The organism is Haloarcula sp. HT12 (assembly GCF_055271655.1).
This window is the reverse complement of the sequence record NZ_JBUXKW010000003.1, coordinates 662,939-687,265: the sequence shown is the minus strand read 5'-3', so window position 1 is coordinate 687,265 and position 24,327 is coordinate 662,939. Positions and strand designations below refer to the sequence as shown.

Here is a 24,327-nt window from a genome sequence, read left to right as displayed (position 1 = left end):
GTGACCGACGAGTCTCTTCCGAGCGTCTGTGTCGTAACCCATCCCCTCGCCGCCGCTGGCGAGAACGCGACCCGGAGCCTGCTCGACATCCTGTCAGCTGTGACGGCTGTCTCGCTCGTGACGGCTGATCTGCCGGCTGACTCCGAGATTCGTGATCGGCACGAACTCGTCGAGCTCACGCAGAAAGGCGCGGGTGAGTCCGTTATCACCGCAGCCGTTCGGTTCCTGCTGAACCAACTTCGGATGTGCCGAGTCATCGCCGGCCGAGAGGAGGACGTGGTCCTATTTTTCGGCGCGACCTCGTACCTGTTGCCCATTGTCGCGGCACGACTGCTCGGCAAAACGGTTCTCGTCGAACCCCGCGGCGACGTCCCGCTGACGCTCCGACTGAACTGGGAACAACAGTTGCCCGAACAGGTGGCTGCCGGACTCGCCGGCGCAGTCCGCGCACTCGAACGGGTCGGCTTCGCCGCGGCCCACGGGGTCATCACCTACACGCCGGAGATGGCTCGCCAACTGGACCTCCATCCGGAAGCCCCGACAGTGTATCCGACGGGTGCGCGGTACGTTCGAACAGACGAGTTCCGCGTCGGGCAGCCCTACGCCGACCGCGACCGAATCGTCGGGTTCCTCGGACGGCTCGACGAGGAGAAAGGGATCCGCGAACTCGCGACTGTCGCCGCGGAACTGCCCGAGGACGTGACCTTCCGGTTCATCGGCGACGGCGACCTGCGGGAGTGGCTGGAAACCGAACTCGCGGCGGAAATCGAAAGCGGCGGGGTCGAACTCACCGGCTGGGTGGATCACGACGACGTGCCCGACCAACTCAACGACCTCTCGCTGCTCGTGCTGCCGTCACAGCCGACGGAGGGGCTTCCGACGACGATTCTGGAAGCGCTGGCCTGTGGGACGCCAGTGCTTGCTTCACCGGTTTCAGGTGTCCCAGACGTGGTTCGAGAGGGAGAGACTGGTTTTCTCCTCGATTCGCGGGAGCCGGCTGCGCTCCGAGCGACCATCATCGATATTCTGGACCGGGACGACCTGGACTGTATCAGCGAAGCCGGGCGGGACCTGATCGAAAGCGAGTACAGTTTCGACGCCGCCTGTGAACGGTACAGCACCATTCTCTCTCGACTATAGCAGGTACTGCACGCATCGGCAAATCCGGGTGGTTAGTAGCCTGTCTTCCTTCCGACCGGGGAGCAACGAGAGATGAACCCGACTGATCGACGACCGCCTCAGCGCGCGTGAGTCGGGCCGGGGGCTAGCAGTTACGGCGATATCAATAGTTCTTATACGGTCTTGTTCGTTGCATGACCCATACTGATGCGCATCGGACAAACGTCGTTCATCTCTTTCGTTTCGAAGGGGCTCTCTTCTGCGGCCGGCTTTATCGCGACGATCCTGTTTGCGCGGCTGCTGGGTGCGGAAGTCCTCGGCAGGTATTACTTGCTACTCTCTCTCGTCGCGTGGCTCTCGCTCCTGGGCTCTATCGGAATCGGCAGCGCAATCACGAAACGGGTCAGCGAGGGAGCGGACATCGGGGAGTACAAGCTTGCGGGAGGGCTCACTATTGGGTTCATCGGTGCTGTCATCATCGTCGGCTTACTGCTCTTTCAGGACAGTATTACCAGCAGCTTTGAGGTCGACCGGATCGGGTTCGTGATCGTCCTCCTTGCGGTCGGTCTGCTCGGGTCGTACGTTGATGCGATGCTCAACGGAGCCCACATGGTCCACATCGCGGCGGTGCTCAAAGTCGCTCGGCGAATTGCCAGAACGGTGTTACAGGTCGGCGGCGTCCTCCTAGGCTTTGGGCTGACTGCGCTCGTAATGGGGTACGCGCTGGGCGGGCTCGTGCTCGTGATCGCCGGGCTCTACGTTCTCGGCGGACCGTACCACCTGCCCCGGAAGAACCACTTCGAGCGGCTCGTCGACTACGCGAAGTACGCTTGGATGGGGCGACTCGAAGGAAAGACGTTCCAGCAGGCCGACGTTATCGTTCTCGGACTGTTCGTGCCGAGTTCGCTCGTCGGCGTCTACGGTATCACCTGGAACATCGCGAACTTCCTCATCATCTTCAGTACGTCGATCAGCGGTGCGCTGTTTCCTGAACTGAGTAAGCTGTCGGTAGACGACCGGGACCAACAGGTCGCCTCCCTCGTCGAGGACGCGTTATCCTACACCGGATTGGTGACCATACCCGGTCTCGTCGGCGGGCTATTATTGTCAAACCGTATCCTTCGAATCTACGGTGATGAGTTCGTGCAGGGCGCTCAAGTCCTCGGGCTCCTCATCCTCTCGGTGTTGTTCTACGGCTACCAAAAGCAGTTCACGAACGCGCTCGGTGGGATTGACCGGCCGAAGGCGGCGTTCAAGGTAAACGGGATACTGATCGCCTCGAACGTGACGCTGAACGTTGTCTTGGTCTACTCCATCGGCATGATCGGAGCGGCGCTGGCGTCCGCGCTGTCCTCGTTCCTGAGTCTGATCGGCGGGTACTACATCCTTGGCAGACATCTCGATTTCGGCGTTCCCGTCGCCGAGATCGCCCGGCAGATCGGGGCGACGGTGGCGATGGGAGCACTCATCACCGTTCTCAGCGGCGCGCTGGCCCGGGCGAACGAGCCGTTCCCGAACGAAATCACCACGACCGCGCTCATCGTCCTCGGGGCGGCCACCTATTTTTTGGTTCTCGTGTCCATCTCGTCCCAGTTCCGAACCGTGGTTCTCGACAACGTCCCGCAGGTCGCCTCACTGCGATGATCGACAGCACCAGTTACCGGAGATAGCCCAACTCCTCTAACTGCTGTTCGACCTCGTCGTCGAGCGCCGCTCCGCCCCCCTGGTCCTTCCGAACGCCCCTGTTTTCGAAGCTGTCGTAAACCCTTCCGAGAGACGGCTCTTCCCCGTCCCGCGGGTAGGACACCTGAGCGTTCTCTACCAGTATCGTTCGTGCTCGGGACCCGTGGTCGGCGTCCTTTCGAACGTAGTCCCCGTCCTGTCGATAGACCGCTCGCCACGGGCCGCCGTATTTCTCCCTGTCCGGACACGCCGCTGGCAGTACACGCTCGGGGTGTTCGAGTCTGTGTGTCATAGCTATCGCGTAGTCGTCTACAGTGAACGACCCGCGCTCGCCGGCCACTTCGGCCCTGACCACGTCGGGGAACCGAGTGAGGCTCGCGAGACGATTTTCGACGACGCCGTCCGAGTCGCCCGGTCGCTTAACGATGAGCGGCACGTGCGTTTGCACCTCGTTGATGCCCCAGCTATGATCCGCGACCTGAACATCGGGATCGATTCGGCTCCGCTCGCCGAATCCCTCACCGTGATCGCTTGTAATGACCAGCAGCGTCTCGTCCAGATCACCCCGTTCCCTGAGCGCCGCGGTGAGATATTCTATCGCGGCGTCGAGTTGCCTGATACACCCGTCGTAGAGACTCTCGACCGCTCGGAGCTTCCACCAGTCTCCGTCCGTAGCGATCTCTCGCGACGGCGGAGCCGGTAGGGAGTCGTGGAGGTCCTGTAACTCGTCGCCACCCCAGTAGTCGTGCTCCTCGTCCGGTTCGTATGGGTAGTGTGCGTCCATCAGGTTGAGACACGCCGCCCACGGCCCGTCTCGAGCGCCGGACCAGTCGAGAAAGGAATCGATGTATTCAGTGGCCGATTCGTCTTCGGTGTCGGTCCCGCCGTCGTAATACTGGAAGTACAGACCGTTGATGACCGACCGCAGTGGCGCATCGCTGTTGAAACACCGGGTGAGGTAATCGCGGTTCGTCTGGTGACCTTCGATATCTGAGGGTGCGATTCCCGACTCGAAGTATCGATGCCCGGGATCCTGTCGCGGCCCGTCGACAGTCTGAAACGGTTCGACCAGGTTCGAAGATACACTGACGACGACGTTCGGGGTGAAAATACCCGTTTCATACTCGTAGTCGTTCGCGAGCTCATGCCAGATCGTGCTCTTCGGATCGAGCTCCGATTCGTGCTTGGTCACGACGTGCTCAGGGACGTGATAGCCGGTGAAGATGCTCGCGTGACTCGAAACGCTGTGAATGCTCGGCGCGCGCGCCTGTTCGTAAACCTCAGCCTCGTCGGCGAACCGTTCGAGAAACGGTGTCGTCCGGGCACCGTACTCATGAAGACTCATATTTTTCGCTCGGACGCTATCAAGAATGACGAGGAGAACGTTCGGCGAATTCATTGTATTGAGTGACCGGAGTGGCAATAATATGTCTTTCGTGAAGTACAGCGCGTAAAATACCGAGTGCAATCAATGCCGAAACGCCAGACACAACGGTTAACTCTCCCACTACTCCATCACCACCCATGCCGCGGGTTCTCGTCGGGCCGACCAAAGCGGATATGCACAACGACGAATACGGGAAGAGCTACAATCTCTTGAACAACCTCCGGGACGATCAGTTCACTTTCGATACGTACACGAGAACGGTTTCCGATCCACTCGACCCCGAAAACGTCACCGTGCACCCGCTTGGCGGCTCTAACAGGATCGCGTTCTACGCGAAATTATACCGGACGCTTTTGCGGGAACTGCGTCACGAGCCCGTGGACATCTACCACCACATGAACCTCAGCTACCGGTGGTTCAATCCGCTCCTGGTCTCTGGTCTGCAGGGCGATGTCCCGGTCGTTGTCGGGCCCTGCCAGGCGGGACACGCCATCATGGCCGAGGAGTTCAACCGTATGCTTTCCTCGTGGATCGGGAGGGATCTTTCGCGGTCGCTCACGGACCCGCTACATGCAGCCGTGGATGCGACGCGCGACGTCGTTCTGGATCCGCCGAGGGTGGAGCTATTCGAGCGAACACTCGAAGCCGCGGATCGGGTCGTCGTCGTCCACGAGGAAGCCCGAGAGGAGTACGCCGAGTTCGTCGACCAGTCGAAGCTCCGGACGATACCGCTCGGCGTCGATCCGGATTTCTTCGAGTACAGCGAGCCTGCCGACTCAAAGGAACTCGTGGCTATCGGCAGCCTCCGGGAACGGAAGGGGTACGATATCCTGTTCGAGGCGCTCAATGTAATCCGGCAGGCGCATCCGGACGTCCACCTCAACGTCTTCGGTGATGGGCCACTGGAAGACGAACTGCACGCCCAGGTCGAGCGTCTGGATCTGGAGGGAAACGTCACGTTCCACGGGTACGTCGACCAGTCTATCGTCCGGGAACACCTCTCACGGGCGCGTGCCTTCGTCCACCCGTCCCGGTCGGAGAGTTTCTCGCTGGTCCGTCTGGAGGCGATGTCGACCGGCTGTCCGGTGGTCGTCACCGACATCTCCGGAGCGCGCGAGATGGTCCGCGACGGGGAAGAGGGATTTGTCGTCCCGATAGAGTCACCGGAACCAATCGCGGACGCCGTCACCACTTTGCTTTCCGATTACGAACTCACCAAGCAGATCTCCAGACAGGCGCGAGAGCGCGTGGAGGAGAAGTACGACTGGCGGAAAATCGCGGAAGAGTACCTCGATCTGTATCGTTCGCTGTCCAGGTGAGGTCGTGCTGTCACACATCACGTGCATCGAAAGGTCTTAAGCCGTCGACTGAGAGGTTCGTGGTAGATATGGTCCTCGTAGTGCTGGGTATCGATGCACTCGACCCTGAGCTAGTTGATTCGACGGCGCATCCGAACTTGACGCTCGCTGACCACCACGCTATCGAGACGATCAGGAGTGTCGAGGGCGGACCCAGCACGCACGAACTCTGGCCGACGATCATTACCGGCCTCACGCCACCGGAACACGGGATCACGCTCGATGACGGCGTCGCCTGGGAGAACCCGCTCCTCCGCTTTGGAAGCGCCGCCGCGGACTATCTGCTCCCGTCGGGACTACAGACGCGACTTGGCGCGTGGCTACTGAACAACACCGAACAGGACGCGTTCCGAATTCCGGCAACATACTACGAGGACAACGACTTGACGACGGTCTTTGACGGTCGGCGGGCGGCACCCATCGGTATTCCCAACTACGTGGTCGACCCGGACTCGGAGGACCGCGAACACAGCCTCCGGCGGAACCTCGGGGACCTCTTCGAACGCGACCTCGAAGCGAAGGGCGGTCACTCGTCGGCGGACCCGGCGCTGTTCTACGAGCAGTGCCTCGAAATGTCGATGGTTCGCCTCGCCCGCGCACGCCGAGCGCTCAGAGGGGGGCGACACGAGCTGGTGTTTGCATACACGAGCGGGCTCGACCTCATCGGCCACGTCGCGTACGAACAGCCGTCGCTGCAGGACCGCGCCTACGAGGAACTCGACGAGTTCGTCGGTGAAGTCCGGGACGACCTCGGTGACAACGACGAGCTACTGCTGGTCAGCGACCACGGCCTGCAGGACGGCGTCCACACAGATGAGGCGATGGTTGCGGGGACCGACGCGGCCATGGTCGACTCCATCGAGAGCGTCGTCGATGTGCGGGCGGCTATCGAAGCCGAACTCGACAAAACCGATCACACGTCGACGCCGCAGGTGACAGCGTCGGACGGCGACAGCGACCAGACGGGGGAAGAAGTCAGAGAGCACCTCGAAGACCTCGGGTACATGTAGCCATGTCTGGCGATCCAAACGTCCTGCTGGTTATCCTCGACAGCGTCCGTGCACAGAACCTCAGCGCTTACGGCCACGTCAACGAGACGACGCCGTTTCTGGACTCGTTCGCCGCCGAGCGGGCGACGCTGTACGAGCAGGCGCGGGCACCCGGTGCGAGGAGCGTCACAAGCCATGCGAGCATCTTCTCCGGGCTGCACGTCGAGGAGCACGGTATCGTCTCGGCTGGGCATCGACTGGACCCCTCTGCATCGGTCTTCACACAGTTACGAGAAGACGGATACAGTACCGGCGTGTTCACCGAGAACGACTGGCTGACGGCCGTCGACGTCGGGCTCCGGGACGGGTTCGACGAAATCGTCGGAGCGCGGAACGTCCCGTTTCCGGGCGCGGTCAATCCCCACGAGTTCGTCTCGAACGAGGGACGGGGACAGTACGCGGAGTTCGTCAAGCTCGCGCTGACAGACGATGCACCGCTCCGGTCGCTGGCAAACGGCGTGGCGACGAAACTCCAGTCAGATTACAAGCGATTCCTCCCGGACAGCGTCAGAGCGTCGACGCCGGCAGACGTCTACGTCGATTCGCTGCTGGACTGGAGCGACCGACAGGACGGGCCGTGGGCGGCGTGTCTCAATCTGATGGATGCCCACATCCCGTACGAGCCGATGCCGGAATACGACCACTGGGGCGGTTCGAAGGCGTCGTCACTCCAGTCGTCCTTCGAGGACCAGAAGTGGGATTTCAACGGCGGGCACCGACCGTGGTGGCAGAAGAAGGCGGTCGAGTCGTTGTACGACGGGGCGATTCGACAGATGGACGCGGAACTCGAACGGCTCGTCTCGACGCTCGAACGGCGGGGTAAACTCGACGACACCCTCCTCGTCGTCACGAGCGACCACGGCGAGGGCTTCGGCGAGCGGAGCGACGTTCGCCCGGGGGTTCGGGTCGCAGAACACGGCGTCGCGATTCACGACTGCCTGCTCCACGTCCCGCTCATCGTGCACTATCCGGGCCAGACAGAATCCCATCGGGTCGACCGTCCCGCGTCACTGGTCGAATTTCCGCGGGTCGTGAACCGACTGCGCGAGGGCGACCAACAGACGGACGGCTTCTGTCCGGACGGGCCGGCCCTTGCTACTGCAGTCGGTCTCGACGAACCGCTTCAGGAACGTGCCGGTGCGTACGTCGACGACCTGTCGCCCTGGACCGCAACATCGCGCGCGGTGTTCGAAGACGACGGCGAAGACGTGATAAAGTACTGTACCAACCGCGACCGCGCCGCTACGGTCGTCAGCCGTGACGCCCAGACATCGTACAAAGTAGCTGACGACGGTGCCGAGCACGTCGACCGCGCGTTCGAATCGATAGCGGAACGCGACGTCAAGACGGCGGGCGAGGACTTCGACGACCTCGACGACGGGACGTACCAGCGGCTGGAGGACCTCGGCTACGTCTGACGGACCGTTTCGACGCTCTCGTACTCCCAGATCAGATCGAAGTACCGTTTCATCCCGGCGACGAACGAGCCGTTGTCGGTAATCGCGGCCTGACGCATGTGGTTCGGAACCTCGGGCTCCTCGACCAGTAGAATCGCTTCGCCGCTGTCGTAGTCCATACTTGGGTCGACGAGCGTGCCGCGCCAGGGGAGTTTCTCCGTGCTGAACCGCAGGTCGACGGCGGGGTACTCAGCGGTCAGTCGGTCGACGATGTCGGCCTGGACAGCGGCCTTCTCCGCCGGGAGTGCGTCGGGGTGCAAGAAGAGAACGCTGACGTCGACCCCGCGGTCGAGCGTCTCGGCCAATGCGCGCTCGACGCTGTCGAGGTAGGCGAAGCTGTTAGTGATGACTCGGAGCGTCTCGACGGCGTCGTCGTACAGCCGCCTCGTCTCGCGTTCGCTCGGTTCGCCCACGTCGACGACGTGGAACAGTTCGGCGGTCGGCGAGATGTCCTCGCTGGCGCGTTCGAACCGCGGTTCGTACTCGGCGAGGAAGGCGTCGCGGTGGGAGTCGATATCGGCGGCGAAGGAGTCGTAGGACTGCCTGCGGTTCTCGACGGCCCGGTCCAGGATTTCGCCGGGGGATTTCGGCTGATACTCTTTGGGGCGGCCGGGTATCACTTTGATGAAGCCGCGGTCGGACAGCGACTCCAGCACGCCGTAGACGCGGGCCTTCGGGATGCCGCTCGCCTCCGCGAGATTCGGGGCCGTCGTTCGGCCGAGCGAGAGCAACTGTTCCAGCGCCGTCGCCTCGTATTCGGTCAGCCCGACCAGGTCGAACACGTCCGCGGGGTCGCTCATACACGCTCATGTGTGGCAAGGGATGTAAAACGTCTCGCAAACTGCCCGAATCTATTAGTGGGTGGCGGCAAGTAGTTACTCGCAGAGTGAGTAACACGATGGAGCAGTCACAGAGCGCGGAACGGGACCAGTCGCAGACCGAGGGAGACGATCACCTAGCGGACATCGAAGACGGCTGTGGCTGTACGGAGGTCTGGGAGCACATGAGCGAGCAGCGCGAGGACTGAGACGGCCCTGTGGCCGTCAGTTTCGGCTGCCGCTGCTTCCGGGCTAACGATCTTCGGGTGACAGATACAAAATCCGGACGCGGCCAGACCCGCATTTATTTGCCTCCGCGTGGCCGACGTTGGGTCGATGGCCGACCGAGACGACGTCTGTATACTGTTGCCGACATTCAACGAGGCCGAGACTATCGAATCGGTCGTGTCCGGGTTCCGCGAGCAGGGCTTCGACAACGTCCTCGTCATCGACGGCGGGTCGACTGACGGGACACAGGACATCGCCGAATCAGCCGGCGCGCGGGTCGTCGAACAGTCCGGCTCGGGGAAGGGACAGGCTGTCAGAGAGGCGGTGGCGCGCCACATCGAGCAGCCGTACGTGCTGATGGCCGACGGCGACGCGACCTATCGACCCGATGAAGCGGACAGGCTCCTCGAACCGCTGCTGTCGGGCCAGGCCGCGCACGTCATCGGCAACCGGTTTGCGGACATGCAACCCGGCGCGATGACGAAACTCAACCAGATCGGTAACCGTATCATCAACAGCGCCTTCGCAACGATTCACGGACGGGACCTCACCGATATCCTCTCCGGCTATCGGGCGTTCACGCGGCAGTCCTTCCAGCGGAGCTCGCTGACGGCGTCGGGCTTCGGTATCGAGACGGAGATGGCCGTCGAGTGTGTCAAACACAACGTCTCGACGGCGGTGGTGCCGATCACCTACCAGCCCCGGCCCGACGAATCCGACACGAACCTCCGGCCGTTCCGGGACGGCGCGACGATCATCCTGACGCTGTACCAGATGGCAAAGACCAACAATCCGCTGTTTTACTTCGGAAGCGTCGGCCTCGGGAGCACTGTCATCGGGTTCGGGCTCGGCGCGTACGTGGCCTACGACTGGGTCGTCAACAGTATCTCACACGAGGTGATTGCAGTTATCGGCTCGTTCGCCATTCTGCTGGGAATTCAGCTCCTTATGTTCGGCGTCTTATCGGACATGCTCGTGGCGGTGAACCGCGAACAGACGCGCCGGTTAGAGGACATCGCCGTTCAACTCACCCAGGAGAGCCCCACCGCATCGGCGGACGTGTTCGACGACCAGCAAGTCGGCGGGACGGACCGGAGCGAGAATAGCGGCGCGGACCACGCCGAAGACGGCGACGCGGGGGCGGAACCGGCGGTTCCCCCGCACCAGCCCGACGAGTAACTCAGAACGGGACCAGCGCGCGCAGCTGAGAGAGAATACTGTTTCTGGTGGCTTCGCGCTTGCGCTCGAAAATCGGATGGAGATCGTTGAGCAGCTCCTGCTCGTTGTCGAACTCCGTGGCGCTCGTCTCGTCGAGCGCCTCGGCGACGGTCATCGAGTGGCCCGACGCGTCGAACGGAACCGTGATGTGGCCGGCCGCGTCCCGGACCTCCGCCGCGGTCGCGGGATACTCGATCTCCACGTCCGTCAGGCGGGCGTCGAGGGCCGCGATACCGAACTCGATGACGTCTGGCTCGTCGCTGTTATCGGCTGGTGGCCGTACTCCCATTGGTAGAGCGATGGGGCCGGGGGATAGAAAAGTCTGTGTTGTCGGGTCAGCTCTCGCAGCCGGCTAACCACTCCTGGGCCCACTCCTCGATTTCGTCGAACACCGGACAGAGCGATTCGCCCTTGGGCGTGAGCTGGTAGTACGTGGCGACGGGCGCGTCCTCTTCGAGCCGCCGGTCGACAAAGTCCATCTCCTGCAGGTCGTCGAGGACCCGCGAGAGGGTGCGCGAACTGGCGTCGGTGGCGCGTTTGAGTTCGTTGAATCGCTGTTCGCCGTTCTGGAGCTCGTGAAGGACGACCAGCCGCCAGCGCGATCCGATCTGTTCCAGCGACTCGATGACGGCACACGGCCCGCTCTCCTCTTTTTCGTCCGCTGCGGGGAATACTTCAGATGACATCGGTGCTACCTGGTATCTTCTTTGTCCGGGAACGTACAAATAGGTTCGGATACGAACCAAGTAACGTAATGAAACTACTAATCGCGGTTCGACAGTCTCACAGCGAAACCATCCCTACTCCGGCGGTGAGCGCCTGATGGCGTTCGAGTCCGCCGGGGCGGCCGAACTGTTCCTGCTGGGCCGGCTCCTGTTCGGCGGGGTCCTCGCCTTCATGGGCCTGAACCACTTCCAGAACGCCGGGCAGATGACTCCCTACGCGGAGGCGAAGGGACTCCCGGCACCCGCGGCGTCGGTCTACGGGAGCGGCGGGCTGCTCCTCGTCAGTGGTGTGCTCCTCATCCTCGGTGCGTACCCCGTCATCGCGGCCGGGGCGCTGGCGACGTTCCTCGTCGCATCCGCCGTCCTGATGCACAACTTCTGGGCGGTTCCGGACGACCAGGTGCAAGACGAGATGACGCAGTTCCTCAAGAACATCGCTCTCGCCGGGGGCGCACTGGCGCTGCTTGCAGTGGCCGGCACGTCGTGGCCGTACAGCGTCGGCATGACTCTCTTCTGAGGTCCCGAGTCTATCACAGTCGGGTTGTCTGCGGCCGGCCCGCGTTCCGCCCGTCACTGTTCGAGAGTGACACCTGCCGCCATCCATAAGCCGTCCCGTACCCGAACTGTGCGTGAATGATGCAGTCGCTGCCGACGCCGACCGTGCCGGGCTGGCTCCCGTGGCAGGAAGCGGTTGTCCTCGTCGTGGTTCTCGGGGTTCTCGCTGCCGTCCGCCGCTTCTCGGATGCGCGACCGGGGGCTGTCTTACGCGAACGCTTCTTCCTCGGCGTTCCGTGGGGAACGCTGCTGACGATTGCCGGCGTGCTGTCGGTGTATCTGTTCCTGCAGGGCGCGTGGTGGCACCCGCGGAACCCGCTTGTCACGCCGTTCCGGACGTGGTCGTACTTCTACCCGTTCGGGATGCTCACCGGCGCGTTCACCCACGGCAGCCAGGGACACATCACGGGCAACCTCATGGGAACGCTGGTGTACGGGACGGTCGCGGAGTACGTCTGGGGGCACTACCCCCGCAAGCGGGGCATCCAGACGTTCACGTCGCTGCGGACGAACCCCTTCGCTCGGATTCTGGCCGTTCCCGTCGTCATGTTCGTCGTCGGCGTGTTCTCCGCGGTGTTCGCCATCGGGCCGGTCGTGGGCTTTTCCGGCGTCGTGTTCGCCGTTGCGGGGTTCGCGCTCGTGACGCGGCCGACGCTGTTTCTCGGCGCGTTGCTCGGGAACCGCGTGCTCGACCTCCTGTATTCGGCGCTTCGCTACCCGGTGTCGACGGCTTCGGGCCAGACCCGCTTCGTGACGCCGTGGTGGTCCAACATCGCCATCCAGGGGCATGCAATCGGCATTCTGGCCGGCGTCATCATCGCCCTCGCGCTGCTGTGGTACCGAGACGAACGGCCCAACACGCTTCTGGTGTTCTTTGCGGCGCTCGTGTTCGCCGTTGCGCAGGGACTCTGGGCAGTGTATCTGCCGCTCGGCGGCGGCCGGTTTCGGCTGTTCCGCTGGGTCGGGACGGCACTGGTGTTCGTCCTCGCGCTCGTCGTCGCCGCGGCGACCGTCGGATCCGACCGGGAGTTCCGGCCGGGATTCGACCGCCGGCCGGCCTCGGTAGCCGTGCTGGTCCTGCTCGTCGTCCTGAGCGCGCTGAGCCTCGCGGCGGTTCCGACAAACGTCGTCGACCTGCAGGAGGACCAGCTCCCCGAAAACGGCGTCGAGGTGAGAGATTACGTGGTGACCTACGACGAAGACGTGCCCAACGCGTACTTTGAGAACATCTGGGTCCCCACACAGCGAGGTGGGACGAGCGTCAACGCCAGCGGCGTCATCGTCGCCAGCGCACAGCGGGAGGTCTGGATCGCCGCCGTCCAGCCGGGCCGGCTCGCTGTCAACGGCCAGGCGCGGGTCACCGTCGGCGGCCCGACCTGGCGCGAGTCGGTGTACGCGAACCGAACGGACTGGTCGGTGCTTGGCAACGATAGCGTCTACCGGGTCCGGCTCAGACGCGACGCCGGACAGTCCCGGACAGTTTACACCTCGGAGCCGTCGACGGCGGACGTGATCCTCGACGGGCGGAACGTGACAGTAGCGGCCCGTGACAACGGGTTCGACGTGGTCGTGACCCGGGGGAACGACACGGTCGGCCAGGCACCGCTCCCGGCGAACATGACGCGGACGCGAATCGGCGGGCTGACCTTCGAGCGGAACCGTTCGCGGCTCTACGCACGGACCGACGGTACTCGCGTCAAGATCGCGGAACGCCGCCAGAAAGTCTCGGAGAATTAGGTCCAGTCGATGCGGTACACTTCCGCGGTAATCGCCTGCCGGTCCGATTCGTGGAACTCGAACTGTCGCGGCAGGTCGAACTCCGTCTCGAAGGCGTGGGTCACCTCGCCGCCGTTGTCGGCGGCGAAGGACTCGACGAACGACTGGCTCCCCTCGTTGTGAATCGAGTACGAGACCCCCGCGATGGCCGCGGCGGTTTCGAGGAACCGACGGTCGGCGTGTTCGTTGTCCGACTGGGCACCGAAGGGTGGGTTCATGACGACAGTCGTCTCGTCGACAGGGGGACACAACGGAGCCGCAGTGGCGTCGGCCCGGACCCACGACACCGATGTCGTCGACCCGACCTTCCGCTCGTTCTTCCGCGCCGTCGACAGCGGCGCGGGGTCGATATCCAGTCCGACGACACGGGCCGGTGACCGCAGTGCCGCACCCAGCGCCAGCATCCCGGTCCCACAGCCGAGGTCGACGACCGTCCGCCCCTGGATGTCGCCCTGGAGGTCCGCGGTATGGACCAGATGCGCCGCCAGATCCGGTGGTGTCCGGTACTGTTCGAGACTGGCCCGTGGGTTGTCGAACCCGGCGACAACAGCGAGTTGCTGGGCGAGTGCACTCTTTGTGGGCATTATCAGAGATACACTGGATTCATTCAAAAACGTTTGGAAATGCCCAGTAGTTATTTCTCCGGGAGTTCGACGACGAACTCGCTGCCGCCGAGATCGCTCTCCTCGACCCAGATATCGCCGCCGTAGCTCTCGACCATCACAGAGACGAAGTAGAGCCCGAATCCGGTCCCCGTTGATTCGGTTCCGCGCTCACCCTTCTCGAAGATCGCGTCGCGCTCCGCGGGCGGTATCCCGGGTCCGTCGTCCGCGATGTGCAGGCGAACCATCGGGCCGACGAGTTCCGTTGTCACCTCGATTGTGGGGCCCGGGCCGCCGTGCTCGACGGCGTTCGTCAAGATGTTCCCGACAACATCGTCGAGGAGGTCGTCGGCCACGACCGCGATGTCGTCGTGGATGGCTGTCTCGATTGTACAGTCCGCATCCATCGAAGCTGCCTTGTTCACCGCCCCTTCGATGACTGGAGCCAGTTCAATCGTCTCCGGCTCGGTCAATCCGTCGCCCGACATCGTGCTCAGGACGCTCCGGACCTTCTGTGTGAGGTCGACGATATCCCGACTCCAGTCCAGGATCGTCTCGGCGTAGGTCGCCTGTGTCTCGTCGAGTGTGTCTGCAAGCGTCTCTGCGCGCGCTTCGATGACTGTCATCCCGTTGAGGATGTCGTGTCTGAGAATGCTGTTGAAGAACTCTATCTGCTCTTCGCGGCGTTTAAGGTCCGTGACGTCCGTCCCTTCGACGATTATTTTCTCAACGGTGCCATCGCTCACCACTGGCCTTGCGACGACTGACGTAGCGATGCGCTTGCCGTTTGCACCGATGTGTTCGGCCTCGAACCGGACCATCTCGCCGGTTCCCGCTCGCTCGACGGCATCCTGACAGCGGCGTGCGACCGTCTCGTCGTGGTTCCACCAGGGCGTTTCCCAGAACGGTTCTCCGAGGACGGCCTCATCAGCATCGATGAACCCGAGTGCTGTTTCGTTTGCTTTGATGAGGTTCCCCTCGGCGTCGAGGATGCCGATGAACGTCTCCGGTGAGTTGAACGTCGCTTCCAGCAGCCGCTGGCTCTGCTTGCGCGTATCCACCGCTTGCTCGCGTTCGATCTCCGCCTCGACCCACTGGGTGAGATGCTCGAACAGCGTCTGTTGCCAGTCCGAGAACTCCGCAATCGCCTCGTCGTCGTTGACGAAACACAGCGTGCCGTATTCCGACCCGTCCGCCCGCAGTGTCGTGCCGACGTACGCCTGTAGCCCGAACCGTTCGTAGGCGGGGTCAGTGGCCATCGACTCGCTCGCGTCGGTGACGACGTGAATCCCGGGTTCGTCGAGGGTGTGCCTACAGTACGTCTCGGAAAGCGGTGTCTCCGAGCCGGGGACGATCGTCGATTCCAGGCCGCTGCTGGCGACGATTCTGTGTTCCTCACCCGTGACGATAGCGATGTGGCCGTTCGGAAACCCCAGATGCTCCCGACCGACGGCCAGGACCGGCTCGACGCGCTCCCGAAACGAGTCTCCGCTGGCCGCCATCGCCGCAGTGAGTTCCCGCATAGCCGCGAGATAGCGATCCTGTTCTGTCGAACCGCTACCCTCGGTGTCGTCCAGCGGATCATCCATAGCAGGTCACTCGCTCCCCCGAAGATTGAATATTTGGTCTCTTTCTCAGGAATTGAAACGCAACGGACTACCGCTTGGCGGACAGCCGACTGCGCCTAGAGCGTTGCCTGTGGGAGTTCAATATAGAAGGCAGCACCGCCGAGGTCGCTGTCCTCGACCCAGATGTCGCCGCCGTAACTCCGGACCATCGTGTCCACGAAGTAGAGCCCGAAACCAGTCCCCCCGGACTCGGAACCCTTCTCGCCACGCTCGAAGATGCGCCGGGCCTCGCTGTCCTGAATCCCATCCCCGTCGTCCGCCAAGCAGACGGTCACGGTGCCCTCCTCAACCGTCGTCGACACCTCGATCGTTACGTCCGCTCCAGCGTGTTCGACGGCGTTGAGAAAGAGGTTCCCGAACACGTCATCGAGCAACTCGTCAGCGACGACAGTGACCGCCTGTGGCTCGATGGAAATGGTACAGTCGTCGCTGACCGACCGGGCGCGGTCCGCCGCGGCGGCGAGGACGGTCTGTAGCTCGCGGTGCTCGTGGTCCCGCCCGCCCTCGTCAGTGACCGTCTCGAGTACCGACCGGACCTTCTCGGTAAGGTCGATGAGGTCGTCGCTCCACTTGACGATGGTCGAAGCGTACTCGCGTTCCTCGCTGTCGAGCGTGTCTTCGAGGAGTTCGCCCCGCGCACGGATGACGTTCATTCCGTTGAGGATGTCGTGCTGCAGGATGCTGTTGAAGAAGTCCATCTGGTCGGTCTGGCGCTGAATAGCACGCTGCTGGCGGCTCCTGACGACGGCGTACCGGAGCGCTCTCACGAGCCGGTCACCATCCAAGTCCTCTTTCGGCAGGTAGTCCTGTGCGCCCCGGTTGATCGCTTCGATAGCTACCTCCCGGTCCTGCATCCCCGTGAGGACGATAATCGGCACGCCGTCAACCATCTCGGTCGCCCGGTCCAGCGTCGCAAGCCCCGTGGACTCTGGGAGCCCGAGGTCCAGCAACACCACGTCGTACGCCGCCCCGGAATGATCGGCGACCGGGGCCAGCGACTCGACGTGGGAAACCGTCACGTCGTCGACGAAATGCGCCACAGCCGGCGAGTTCAGGTGGTGCTCGACGAGGCGGGCGTCGCCCGGGTTGTCCTCGATGAGGAGCACATCGAGATGTACCGTCTCGGTCATCGTTATTTCGGCGGCCGCTTGACCACCGTGAGGAAGAACTCCTCGACGCTACTCACGATGTCGACGAACCCGTCGAAGTCGACTGGCTTCGTCAGGTAGGCGTTCGCGTGGAGGTCGTACGATTCGATGATATCCTCTTCCGCTTCGGAACTGGTCAGAACAACGACCGGAATCCGTCGGAGCGACTCGTCGCCTTTCATCGCTTCGAGCACCTCCTGACCCCCTTTGCGCGGCATGTTGAGGTCGAGCAACAACAGATCGGGCCGCGGTACGTCGGCGTACTCGCCTTCCTGACGGAGGAACGCCAGTGCCTCGACGCCGTCGTTGACGACGTGAAGGTTGTTCAGCACCTTTCCTTTCTCCAGGGCCTTCTCTGTCAGTTTGACATCCCCGGGGTTATCCTCCGCCAGCAGAATCTCGACCGGCCGGCCCTCCTCTGAGTCAGTCATCGCCGCTCACCTCCGTCACCGCGGGCAGCGTAAACTTGAACGTCGCGCCGTCGTCGGACGGTTCCACCCAGATGCGCCCGTCGTGGCGCAGGACGATCCGCTGGCAGACGGCCAGCCCGATGCCGGTGCCCGCCGTGTCGTGGGCCCCGGCGCGGTGGAAGATGTCGAACACCTCGTCGTGATCTGCCGCCGGAATCCCCGGCCCGTTGTCCGAGACAGTGAACGTCACCACGTCGTCGTCTTCCGCCGCGCTGACCTCGATACGGGGTTCGATACCGGCCTCCGCGGCGTACTCGATGGCGTTTTCCAGCAGGTTCTGGAACACCTGCCCGACCTGGTTCGGGTCGGCCTCGACGGGTGGCAGTGACTCCGCCGTGACGGTCGCGTCGACCTCCTCGATACGCATCTGCAAGGCGTCCAGCGTCCGGTCGAGGACCGCGTCCGCGTCCGTCTCCTCGAAGGCGCCCGCGTTCGTCTCGACACGGGAGTACCGCAGCAAGGCATTGACCATCTCCTGCATCCGGTGGGCACCGTCGACCGCGAAGGCCATGTACTCGGCGGCCTCCTCGTCGAGTTCGTCGCCGTACTCGCTGTCGAGCAGGTCGACGTAGCTCGAGACCATCCGGAGCGGTTCCTGCAGGTCGTGGGAGGCGATGTAGGCGAACTGCTGGAGCGCCTCGTTCGAGCGCTCCAGTTCCGTCTGTTTGGACTTGAGCCGCGTCTCCCGCTCGATCCGCTCCAGCGCGGCGGCCGCCGTGCTCGCGAGAATCTCCAGCAGGAACCGCTCGTCGCCGTCGAACGACGACACAGTTTCGGACCCGATACACAGCATCCCATGGCCGTCGAGGGGGAGACACAGGAGCGTCCGTATCGGCATCGACGGCGCTGACGGGTTCGACAGTGCTTGATAGTCCTCGATAACGGTCGGATCGCCGTCGTGGAAGAGACGGTTCTCGTCGCTGTCCGGTCCCATCGGCGGCAGGTCCGCCGGCGTGTTCACTCCGGCCAAGTCGGCCGCCATCGCCGTCGCACCGATGGGATAGAGCGTGTCGTCGCCGCTGTCGTAGGACCAGATCGCAGCGAGTGGCTGGTCGACAATGCGCTGTGCGATCTGTACGACTGTGTCCGCGGCCGCGGTCTCCGTGCGACTGTACAGTAGTTCGTTCGTCGCGTCGCTGAGTGCCTTGACGCGTTCCTCGCGGCGCTTGAGGTCGGTGATATCCCTGGCCACGCTGACGACCTGTTTGAGCTGGCCGCTGTCGTCGAACACTGGCCGATACCACGTCTCGAAGACGAGGTCGTCTATCTCCTGGGTCACGCGGACCTCCTCGCCGTCGAGGGCCAGTTCCACGGCGCTGATGATGTCCGGATACTCGCTGTAGGCCTCGAACACCGACGCGCCTTCGAGTTCGCCGGGTTCCAGCCCGAGCCCGTCGAGGCCTTTCCCGGCCGAGTACGTGAACGTGCCGTCGGGATCGAGCGTAAACACCACGACAGGGAGATTCCCCATTAGGGTGTGGAGCTGTTCGCTTTGCTCCGCGTGCTTCCGTTCCCGCTCGCGGATGCCGGTCACATCGTGAACGAACGCCACGACACGAAGCTCGTCACCGAGCGTCGCTCGCTTGAGTGTTACCTCGACCAGTTGGTCCGTCCCATCGGGTCTCTCTGTCGCCCATTCGACCTGTACCGACCCCGAGGTGGCCGCCTCGGCTATCAGGTCGTTTGCGTCCGCTGTGGAGAACCCCGGCGGACTGAACTCGCCGACGTGCATCCCGACGATGTCGTCCGGGGCACACCCCAGGAGCGCGCCCGCGGCCTGGTTGGCCTGGACGACGGTTCCGGTGTCGGCGTCGTGGATCATAATCGGGTCCGGACTCGCCGCAAAAACGTCCTGATAGATAGCGGCGTCCTCTGTAGAAGCCATAGCCCGTATCGGCGCCCGCGCTACAAGACAGTACGCCCCTTGTTATCAGCGGTGAAAACTGGCGCTACCAGGTGCCGTGGAAGGTGTCGAACTCCAGGGAGTCGAGGGGCTTCTCGCCGATGGCGATCTCGTACTCGCCGGGCGTGAGCATCGGCTTCTTGAACTGCGGGCCGTCGTCGGTGGTGATCCGGGGACAGCCGGTGTTGACGTAGGCGTCCATCCCGAAGTTCGTCAGCCGGTCCGGCGTCACCTCGTCCATCGTGATGAGGTATGCGTTCTCGTTGTTGTCGACGATCTCCTGGGCCTTGTCCCAGCGGCCCTGGCCGATCTTGGTACAGAAGATGACGCCCCAGCTTTCGGCGTCCATCGCGCGGTGGACCGCGCCGTAGCGCTGCTTCATGAACTTCTCCGTGTCCGCGACGGTGACGACGTTGTTCACCGGATCCGCGATGACGACGTGTTTCTCGGGGTGTTCCATCGCCAGGCCGAGGGGGTGGAACTTCCCGCCGCCGACGTACAGCATCTGGTCGGCGTCCACGTCGGCGCTGGCGTAGTTGCAGCCGAGCACCTGCCCCTCGTGGGTGAGTCGCTCGTCGCCCCGGCGCGTGTGGACGGTGTAGCCACGCTCTTCGAGCCACTCGCGCATCTCCTCGAACTTGTTCATGTGCTGGGCCGTCGTCACCAGCCCCACGTCGGGGTCCTCCTCGGGGTCCGCGAGCTGTTCCTCGCGGGCCTGCTCCATGATGGGGAAGACGTCGACGTTCGAGAACAGCGGCACGTAGATGATCTTGTCGGACTCCTTCATCGGCGAGTGGCCGAAGTGGACGAAGACGTCTGTCCGGCGCATCATGTAGGTGTCGAGGTCACACGCGCCGTAACACGGCTGGCCCGAGAGCAGCACCGTTACGTCGTCAGGGAGGTTCTCTCGGAGGTCGTCAGCAACGGCTGGGCCGCGGCGTTTCAGTCCCTCGGGGAACTGCAGCCCCACCTTCTCTGCATCGCGTTCCTCGACGGCCTCGATGATTCTGTCGAGTTCGTAGTCCCACTCGCGGTCGTGTTTGAGCGACAGTCCGGTGTTCCGGAGGTCGCCCTCGGTCCGCTCTTGACTCATTGCAACCCTGTATCCGTTCGAGCGGCATAACCCCCGTGTTTCCCCGAGCGGGAGTTACTCCATAATCTCGGCGAGCCGACGTTCGACTCGCTCGACGTTCTCCTCTAAGTCCCGGGCCATCTGGTGCTGTGTCTCGTTTGCCTCCGCGAGTTCGTCGATGGATTCGGACACCTCGGCGGCACGCTGGGCGATTTCGTCGATCATACTGGCGATCTCCTCGGCGCTTGCGGCCTGGTCGTCCGTCGCCTCCGCCACCTCGCCGATGCCCTGTTCGGTCTCGGACGCGGCATCGAGAATGGCCTGTTGATTGTCCAGCACCGTCTCCAGGTCCGAGAGGGCCTGCTGGATCGCGTCCGTCGTCTCCTCGACGTTTTCGGCGGTGTCGTCGGCCATCTCGCGGACCTCGCCGACGATGCGCTCGACCTCGTCGGCGTGCTGTTTGGACTCGTCTGCCAGTTCCTTGATCTCGTCGGCAACGACCGCGAACCCGTCGCTGTCGCTGTTGCTCCGGGCGGCCTCGATGTTGGCGTTCAGTGCCAGCATGTTCGTCTGGTCCGCGATGTCGTTGATGACCTCGACGAACTCGTCGATCTCCTCGATGTGGCCCCGGAGTTCCGTCGAGTCTGCCGCGACCTGCTGGGCGGACTCCGTCGCGTCCTCGACGCGTTCGATTGTTTCCGTCGCTGTCTCGACCGATTCCTCGGCGAGTTCTCTGGCGTCACCGCTCTGACTGCTCACTTCCTCGGCGCTGGAGGCGATCTCCTCGACGGTCGCGCTGAATCCGGACACCTCGGACTGGACTTCATCGAGACTCTCGGCTTGCTCATCGGTCATCTCCTTGATCTCGTCGGACTGTTCGGTGACGGACGCCGCGGATTCGCCGAGTTCGCCGACCGCCGATTCCACGTCCGTCGCCATCTGTGACTGGAGGGTCTGGAGTTCCGCCCGCTGCTCGACGATATTGCTGAAATCGAGCAGCAGTTCCACCGCACCGACGGCGTCACCGCTGGGACTCATGAGCGGGATGGCCACCGCCCGCGCGTGGGCCATCGTCCCGTCTGGGCGCTCAGCCGAGCGGAACTCGCTCTCGCGGACCGGCGTCCCCGTCCTGATGACCTCCTGGGCGAGCGTCTCGTCTTCGCCTTCCGTCCCGAACACGTCGTAGGCGTTCATCCCGATTGCCTCGCGCGCCGGGAGGCCGAGCATGTCTTCGACCGTCTCGTTCCAGTGCGTGATATCCCCGTTCGCGTCGACGATGAACGCCGCCTCCGGCAGGTCCTCGATCAGCGATTCGAACGCGTGGAGCCAGAACTCCCCGGTGTTCTCTACAGAATCCGGCAGCAGTTCGCTCGCTGTAGCTCGTTGTGCCATTGTCATAGACGAACCCAGATCCGGATATATCGTTTGCGTCCGATTACAATAGTTGATAACGAAACCAGAACGGAACACCCCGGTCAAAGTTGCGTCACGATCACTGGAACGGCAGTCCCGATTGTCACGGCGACAGCTATGAACACGGTCCACTGGACCAGCACCGAGCGGCTGTCGGTCGTGTCGGTCCAGGCACTCGTCGTCCGTTGGATTCCAAACGCCAGCATCACCGCCAGCGCGACGAACGACAGCGGGATGCCAAGCAACAGCGGCACGGGACCGACGCTGGCGTGGACCATCCCCAGTTCGCGGAACGGAATGAACAGGAGCAGGAAGATGACCCCGTAGCTGACGCCGAACAGCACCGACAGAAGGAGATATCGGAGTCGGAAGGCCACGCGCCAGGGCGGCGTCCGGTCGTTGGGCACGCCCCCGGACGCGAGGAGCAGGAACCGGCGTACGTCCGGCAGGACATACAGAAGCGGAACCGAGAGCATCGACCCGGCGACGCCCATTATCACCGCGATGCCGATCAGGATGCCAAGCGACAGCACCGCCAAGATGAGAATATAGAGAAATATCGCGAGGATACCAGCAATCCCCTCAACCAGTTGCATGGCCTGTCAACTCAGTGGGGGAACTTGAAGTTCCGTACTCCGTAGCGCGCCGGTCACACCGCGCTCGCCTGCCCGGAGAACACCCTGTTTCGGCAGGCCTATACCGCCCGAGTCCATACTTCGTGATGATGAGTATCGAGACCGATACCGCCGCTGATATCGACGGTGACCACGTCGAGGCGCTCGCTACAGAGTTCGGCGAGGCAATCGCCGAACTACCGGTGTACCAGCGATTCAAGGAGACGAAAGACGCCGTCGAGAACCACGACGAGGCCCAGGAGGCCATCAAGGAGTTCGAGCAGATCCGCGAGGAGTTCATGCTCGCCCGCCAGACCGGCAACGCCTCACAGGAGGACCTCCGGAAGGTCCAGCAAAAACAGGAGGCACTCCACGACATCCCGGTGATGAGCGACTATCTGGAGGCTCAGAACGAGCTCGAACTACGCCTGCAGGAACTCAACGAGATCGTCTCCGAGGAACTGGCCGTCGACTTCGGGCAGAAGGCCGGCGGTTGCTGCGAGGACTGAGCACCGGTATTTGTCACGGTCGCGTTTTTCACCCCTCCGAATCGGCAGGTCGGGAGCACCAGTGCCGCTGACAGTCGCCAGCGACACGGGCTCTCCGACTGGGCCGTTACTCCTCGACTTCGGTTTTCACCACGACCGCCGGCCGCTCGGTCAGTCTGAGTACCTTGTCCGTGACGCTCCCCAGGAGGCTCCGGTACTCCGCCGGCCGCCGCTTCGTCCCGAGTACGAGCACGTCGGCGTCCGCCTCGTCGGCGGTTTCGATGATGGATTCGGCCGGCCGTCCGTGTTTCAGGGTCGTCGTCACGTCGACGCCGGACGCCTCCGCGTCGGCCTGTATCCGGGCCAGCGTCTCTTCGCCTTCCTCTTCGAGGCCGTGTTCCGGCCCCTCCGATTCGTCGACGTACTCGTCGCCGCTGTAGGCCGTGTACACGTCTTCGTCGACGACGTACAGTACATCGAGGGCCGCGCCGTGTTCCGCTGCGAGAGCAATCGCGTGGGACTCCGCGTTTGTCGAGGCTTCCGTCCCATCTGATGCGAGGAGGATTCGGTCGTACATACAGGTAATGCTTCACGCAGTCGGAAAATAAACCGAGGGTTCCGTTCTCAGATACCGGGAGGCGATGGCGTCCACGGGAGCCGAGCGCCCGTGGCGTCAGTACCAGACGGCCACAGCAACGCCCTACAGCACCAGTGCTGACGATCCGGTGTCTTCGAAACACCTTAGCGACCGGACGTGGCATCTCCCGGCATGACAGTGGAATCCGATTGGGATGACTGGCTCCCGCGTGCGGTTGAGTCGGCGACGCCTGACGGACTGGCGATCTGGTATCTGGGCTGTAACGGCTTCATCGTGAAATCGAGCGGTGGGACGACCGTCTTCATCGACCCGTATCTCGGCACGGGCGACCCCCCGCGGACCGTGCGGATGGTCCCGGTGCCGTTCAACCCCGAGGACATCACCGAGTGCGATGCGGTTCTGGGCACCCACGAACACACTGACCACGTCCACGGACCGTCTCAGGCCCCGATTCTCGCTGGCACGGGCGCGGACTACTACACGACTGACAGCGGTCACGAAGTCATCCGCGAGGAGGCGTGGTTGGAGAACTACAGCGTCACCGACGACCAACTCCACGAAGTCACGGAGGGTGACACGCTCGAACTCGGTGACCTGACGGTCCACGTCGAACCGGCCAACGACCCCGACGCCGAGCACCCGGTGTCGTACGTGTTCGAACACGAATCGGGCACGTTCTTCCACGGCGGCGACGCCCGCCCCGGCGAGTTCGAATCCGTCGGCGAGCGCTACGATATCGACGTCGGCGTCCTCGCGTTCGGGACGGTCGGGATGATCGACGACAAGGAGACCGGCGAGCCCACACGAACGCAATGGTACAACGACGAGAACATGATAATCGAAGCCGCGAACGAACTCGAACTGGACACGCTCGTCCCGACCCACTGGGACATGTGGAAGGGGATGACGACTGAGCCGACCGTGCTGCACAACCACGCCAACAGCTTCGCGTATCCGTCGACGCTTTCAATCGTTGAAATCGGGGACCGGTACGATCTCGACTGAGAACCGCCAGGCC

At 63.2% G+C, this 24,327-nt stretch carries 24 protein-coding genes; 11 read left to right on the top strand and 13 right to left on the bottom strand.

From position 1 onward, the window contains the following. On the top strand, positions 1-1,140 hold the full coding sequence (locus ACY9XZ_RS13105) for a glycosyltransferase family 4 protein (protein WP_463457461.1): 1,140 nt from the start codon (positions 1-3) through the stop codon (positions 1,138-1,140). A 186-nt stretch (positions 1,141-1,326) separates the two neighbouring features. Then, positions 1,327-2,763 carry a flippase gene (locus ACY9XZ_RS13100; RefSeq protein ID WP_463457460.1) on the top strand — a complete coding sequence of 479 codons (1,437 nt, stop codon included), beginning with the start codon at positions 1,327-1,329 and terminating at the stop codon, positions 2,761-2,763. A gap of 13 nt (positions 2,764-2,776) precedes the next feature. Here the strand turns inward: ACY9XZ_RS13100 and ACY9XZ_RS13095 are convergent, their stop codons facing one another. Further along, the gene (locus ACY9XZ_RS13095; RefSeq protein WP_463457459.1) at positions 2,777-4,201 is read right to left on the bottom strand and encodes a sulfatase-like hydrolase/transferase; all 1,425 of its coding nucleotides are present in this window, start codon (positions 4,199-4,201) and stop codon (positions 2,777-2,779) included. A gap of 125 nt (positions 4,202-4,326) precedes the next feature. On the opposite strand from ACY9XZ_RS13095, the gene ACY9XZ_RS13090 reads away from it, so the two are divergent. The 3 genes from ACY9XZ_RS13090 to ACY9XZ_RS13080 all read left to right on the top strand — a co-directional run bounded on the left by ACY9XZ_RS13090 (position 4,327) and on the right by ACY9XZ_RS13080 (position 8,014). After that, on the top strand, positions 4,327-5,508 hold the full coding sequence (locus ACY9XZ_RS13090) for a glycosyltransferase (RefSeq protein ID WP_463457458.1): 1,182 nt from the start codon (positions 4,327-4,329) through the stop codon (positions 5,506-5,508). Positions 5,509-5,576: 68 nt separating this feature from the next. Further along, on the top strand, positions 5,577-6,557 hold the full coding sequence (locus tag ACY9XZ_RS13085) for an alkaline phosphatase family protein (RefSeq protein ID WP_463457457.1): 981 nt from the start codon (positions 5,577-5,579) through the stop codon (positions 6,555-6,557). A 2-nt stretch (positions 6,558-6,559) separates the two neighbouring features. Next, complete coding sequence (locus tag ACY9XZ_RS13080; RefSeq protein ID WP_463457456.1) at positions 6,560-8,014, top strand: sulfatase; 1,455 nt, start codon at positions 6,560-6,562, stop codon at positions 8,012-8,014. On the opposite strand, the gene ACY9XZ_RS13075 is transcribed toward ACY9XZ_RS13080, so the two are convergent. Beyond that, positions 8,005-8,853, bottom strand: a complete 849-nt coding sequence (locus ACY9XZ_RS13075) for a TrmB family transcriptional regulator (RefSeq protein ID WP_463457455.1) — start codon at positions 8,851-8,853, stop codon at positions 8,005-8,007. The two genes, ACY9XZ_RS13080 and ACY9XZ_RS13075, sit on opposite strands and share 10 nt — an antisense overlap. Before the next feature lie 86 nt (positions 8,854-8,939). Between ACY9XZ_RS13075 and ACY9XZ_RS13070 the strand changes: the two genes are divergently transcribed. Together ACY9XZ_RS13070 and aglJ are read left to right on the top strand one after the other, a co-directional pair. After that, a complete protein-coding gene (locus tag ACY9XZ_RS13070) occupies positions 8,940-9,080 on the top strand; it encodes a hypothetical protein (protein ID WP_463457490.1) in 141 nt (46 codons plus the stop codon). Between the two features lie 127 nt (positions 9,081-9,207). Next, on the top strand, positions 9,208-10,278 hold the full coding sequence (gene aglJ, locus ACY9XZ_RS13065) for an S-layer glycoprotein N-glycosyltransferase AglJ (protein WP_463457454.1): 1,071 nt from the start codon (positions 9,208-9,210) through the stop codon (positions 10,276-10,278). Position 10,279: 1 nt separating this feature from the next. Here the strand turns inward: aglJ and ACY9XZ_RS13060 are convergent, their stop codons facing one another. Both ACY9XZ_RS13060 and ACY9XZ_RS13055 read right to left on the bottom strand, forming a co-directional pair. Then, complete coding sequence (locus ACY9XZ_RS13060) at positions 10,280-10,606, bottom strand: DUF5789 family protein (protein WP_463457453.1); 327 nt, start codon at positions 10,604-10,606, stop codon at positions 10,280-10,282. 46 nt (positions 10,607-10,652) lie between these two features. Then, the gene (locus ACY9XZ_RS13055; RefSeq protein WP_463457452.1) at positions 10,653-11,003 is read right to left on the bottom strand and encodes a winged helix-turn-helix transcriptional regulator; all 351 of its coding nucleotides are present in this window, start codon (positions 11,001-11,003) and stop codon (positions 10,653-10,655) included. Positions 11,004-11,139: 136 nt separating this feature from the next. Here ACY9XZ_RS13055 and ACY9XZ_RS13050 point away from each other — a divergent pair, with 136 nt between their 5' ends. Together ACY9XZ_RS13050 and ACY9XZ_RS13045 are read left to right on the top strand one after the other, a co-directional pair. Next, positions 11,140-11,559, top strand: coding sequence for a DoxX family membrane protein (locus ACY9XZ_RS13050; protein WP_463457451.1), 420 nt, complete (start codon positions 11,140-11,142; stop codon positions 11,557-11,559). A 116-nt stretch (positions 11,560-11,675) separates the two neighbouring features. Beyond that, positions 11,676-13,334: a rhomboid family intramembrane serine protease gene (locus tag ACY9XZ_RS13045; protein ID WP_463457450.1), complete on the top strand. Its 1,659-nt coding sequence runs from the start codon at positions 11,676-11,678 to the stop codon at positions 13,332-13,334. On the opposite strand, the gene ACY9XZ_RS13040 is transcribed toward ACY9XZ_RS13045, so the two are convergent. The 8 genes from ACY9XZ_RS13040 to ACY9XZ_RS13005 form a co-directional block, all read right to left on the bottom strand. Beyond that, a complete protein-coding gene (locus ACY9XZ_RS13040; RefSeq protein WP_463457449.1) occupies positions 13,331-13,957 on the bottom strand; it encodes an METTL5 family protein in 627 nt (208 codons plus the stop codon). The genes ACY9XZ_RS13045 and ACY9XZ_RS13040 overlap by 4 nt on opposite strands. Before the next feature lie 50 nt (positions 13,958-14,007). After that, positions 14,008-15,564, bottom strand: coding sequence for a sensor histidine kinase (locus tag ACY9XZ_RS13035; RefSeq protein ID WP_463457448.1), 1,557 nt, complete (start codon positions 15,562-15,564; stop codon positions 14,008-14,010). A gap of 95 nt (positions 15,565-15,659) precedes the next feature. Next, positions 15,660-16,733, bottom strand: a complete 1,074-nt coding sequence (locus ACY9XZ_RS13030; RefSeq protein WP_463457447.1) for a sensor histidine kinase — start codon at positions 16,731-16,733, stop codon at positions 15,660-15,662. 2 nt (positions 16,734-16,735) lie between these two features. Further along, positions 16,736-17,182: a response regulator gene (locus tag ACY9XZ_RS13025; RefSeq protein ID WP_463457446.1), complete on the bottom strand. Its 447-nt coding sequence runs from the start codon at positions 17,180-17,182 to the stop codon at positions 16,736-16,738. Then, on the bottom strand, positions 17,175-19,106 hold the full coding sequence (locus ACY9XZ_RS13020) for a PAS domain-containing sensor histidine kinase (protein WP_463457445.1): 1,932 nt from the start codon (positions 19,104-19,106) through the stop codon (positions 17,175-17,177). Before ACY9XZ_RS13020 ends, ACY9XZ_RS13025 begins: the two co-directional genes overlap by 8 nt. Positions 19,107-19,170: 64 nt before the next feature. Beyond that, on the bottom strand, positions 19,171-20,217 hold the full coding sequence (dph2, locus tag ACY9XZ_RS13015) for a diphthamide biosynthesis enzyme Dph2 (protein WP_463457444.1): 1,047 nt from the start codon (positions 20,215-20,217) through the stop codon (positions 19,171-19,173). A gap of 54 nt (positions 20,218-20,271) precedes the next feature. Beyond that, positions 20,272-21,588 (bottom strand): methyl-accepting chemotaxis protein, encoded by a 1,317-nt coding sequence (locus ACY9XZ_RS13010; RefSeq protein WP_463457443.1) that lies wholly within the window; start codon positions 21,586-21,588, stop codon positions 20,272-20,274. An 83-nt stretch (positions 21,589-21,671) separates the two neighbouring features. After that, positions 21,672-22,205, bottom strand: a complete 534-nt coding sequence (locus ACY9XZ_RS13005) for a hypothetical protein (protein WP_463457442.1) — start codon at positions 22,203-22,205, stop codon at positions 21,672-21,674. Positions 22,206-22,333: 128 nt separating this feature from the next. Between ACY9XZ_RS13005 and ACY9XZ_RS13000 the strand changes: the two genes are divergently transcribed. After that, complete coding sequence (locus tag ACY9XZ_RS13000; RefSeq protein WP_463457441.1) at positions 22,334-22,732, top strand: YlbF/YmcA family competence regulator; 399 nt, start codon at positions 22,334-22,336, stop codon at positions 22,730-22,732. 106 nt (positions 22,733-22,838) lie between these two features. Here the strand turns inward: ACY9XZ_RS13000 and ACY9XZ_RS12995 are convergent, their stop codons facing one another. Continuing rightward, positions 22,839-23,288, bottom strand: coding sequence for a universal stress protein (locus tag ACY9XZ_RS12995; protein ID WP_463457440.1), 450 nt, complete (start codon positions 23,286-23,288; stop codon positions 22,839-22,841). Between the two features lie 192 nt (positions 23,289-23,480). Between ACY9XZ_RS12995 and ACY9XZ_RS12990 the strand changes: the two genes are divergently transcribed. Continuing rightward, positions 23,481-24,314 (top strand): MBL fold metallo-hydrolase, encoded by an 834-nt coding sequence (locus ACY9XZ_RS12990; RefSeq protein ID WP_463457439.1) that lies wholly within the window; start codon positions 23,481-23,483, stop codon positions 24,312-24,314. The last annotated feature ends 13 nt before the right edge of the window (positions 24,315-24,327 follow it).

Excerpts from the sequence above, each read along its gene's own strand:
- ACY9XZ_RS13100 (WP_463457460.1), top strand. The coding sequence starts at position 1,327 with ATGCGCATCGGACAAACGTCGTTCATCTCTTTCGTTTCGAAGGGGCTC.
- ACY9XZ_RS13095 (WP_463457459.1), bottom strand. The coding sequence starts at position 4,201 with ATGAATTCGCCGAACGTTCTCCTCGTCATTCTTGATAGCGTCCGAGCG.
- ACY9XZ_RS13090 (WP_463457458.1), top strand. The coding sequence starts at position 4,327 with ATGCCGCGGGTTCTCGTCGGGCCGACCAAAGCGGATATGCACAACGAC.
- ACY9XZ_RS13085 (WP_463457457.1), top strand. The coding sequence starts at position 5,577 with ATGGTCCTCGTAGTGCTGGGTATCGATGCACTCGACCCTGAGCTAGTT.
- ACY9XZ_RS13080 (WP_463457456.1), top strand. The coding sequence starts at position 6,560 with ATGTCTGGCGATCCAAACGTCCTGCTGGTTATCCTCGACAGCGTCCGT.
- ACY9XZ_RS13075 (WP_463457455.1), bottom strand. The coding sequence starts at position 8,853 with ATGAGCGACCCCGCGGACGTGTTCGACCTGGTCGGGCTGACCGAATAC.
- aglJ (WP_463457454.1), top strand. The coding sequence starts at position 9,208 with ATGGCCGACCGAGACGACGTCTGTATACTGTTGCCGACATTCAACGAG.
- ACY9XZ_RS13060 (WP_463457453.1), bottom strand. The coding sequence starts at position 10,606 with ATGGGAGTACGGCCACCAGCCGATAACAGCGACGAGCCAGACGTCATC.
- ACY9XZ_RS13055 (WP_463457452.1), bottom strand. The coding sequence starts at position 11,003 with ATGTCATCTGAAGTATTCCCCGCAGCGGACGAAAAAGAGGAGAGCGGG.
- ACY9XZ_RS13050 (WP_463457451.1), top strand. The coding sequence starts at position 11,140 with ATGGCGTTCGAGTCCGCCGGGGCGGCCGAACTGTTCCTGCTGGGCCGG.
- ACY9XZ_RS13045 (WP_463457450.1), top strand. The coding sequence starts at position 11,676 with ATGATGCAGTCGCTGCCGACGCCGACCGTGCCGGGCTGGCTCCCGTGG.
- ACY9XZ_RS13040 (WP_463457449.1), bottom strand. The coding sequence starts at position 13,957 with ATGCCCACAAAGAGTGCACTCGCCCAGCAACTCGCTGTTGTCGCCGGG.
- ACY9XZ_RS13035 (WP_463457448.1), bottom strand. The coding sequence starts at position 15,564 with ATGGATGATCCGCTGGACGACACCGAGGGTAGCGGTTCGACAGAACAG.
- ACY9XZ_RS13030 (WP_463457447.1), bottom strand. The coding sequence starts at position 16,733 with ATGACCGAGACGGTACATCTCGATGTGCTCCTCATCGAGGACAACCCG.
- ACY9XZ_RS13025 (WP_463457446.1), bottom strand. The coding sequence starts at position 17,182 with ATGACTGACTCAGAGGAGGGCCGGCCGGTCGAGATTCTGCTGGCGGAG.
- ACY9XZ_RS13020 (WP_463457445.1), bottom strand. The coding sequence starts at position 19,106 with ATGGCTTCTACAGAGGACGCCGCTATCTATCAGGACGTTTTTGCGGCG.
- dph2 (WP_463457444.1), bottom strand. The coding sequence starts at position 20,217 with ATGAGTCAAGAGCGGACCGAGGGCGACCTCCGGAACACCGGACTGTCG.
- ACY9XZ_RS13010 (WP_463457443.1), bottom strand. The coding sequence starts at position 21,588 with ATGGCACAACGAGCTACAGCGAGCGAACTGCTGCCGGATTCTGTAGAG.
- ACY9XZ_RS13005 (WP_463457442.1), bottom strand. The coding sequence starts at position 22,205 with ATGCAACTGGTTGAGGGGATTGCTGGTATCCTCGCGATATTTCTCTAT.
- ACY9XZ_RS13000 (WP_463457441.1), top strand. The coding sequence starts at position 22,334 with ATGAGTATCGAGACCGATACCGCCGCTGATATCGACGGTGACCACGTC.
- ACY9XZ_RS12995 (WP_463457440.1), bottom strand. The coding sequence starts at position 23,288 with ATGTACGACCGAATCCTCCTCGCATCAGATGGGACGGAAGCCTCGACA.
- ACY9XZ_RS12990 (WP_463457439.1), top strand. The coding sequence starts at position 23,481 with ATGACAGTGGAATCCGATTGGGATGACTGGCTCCCGCGTGCGGTTGAG.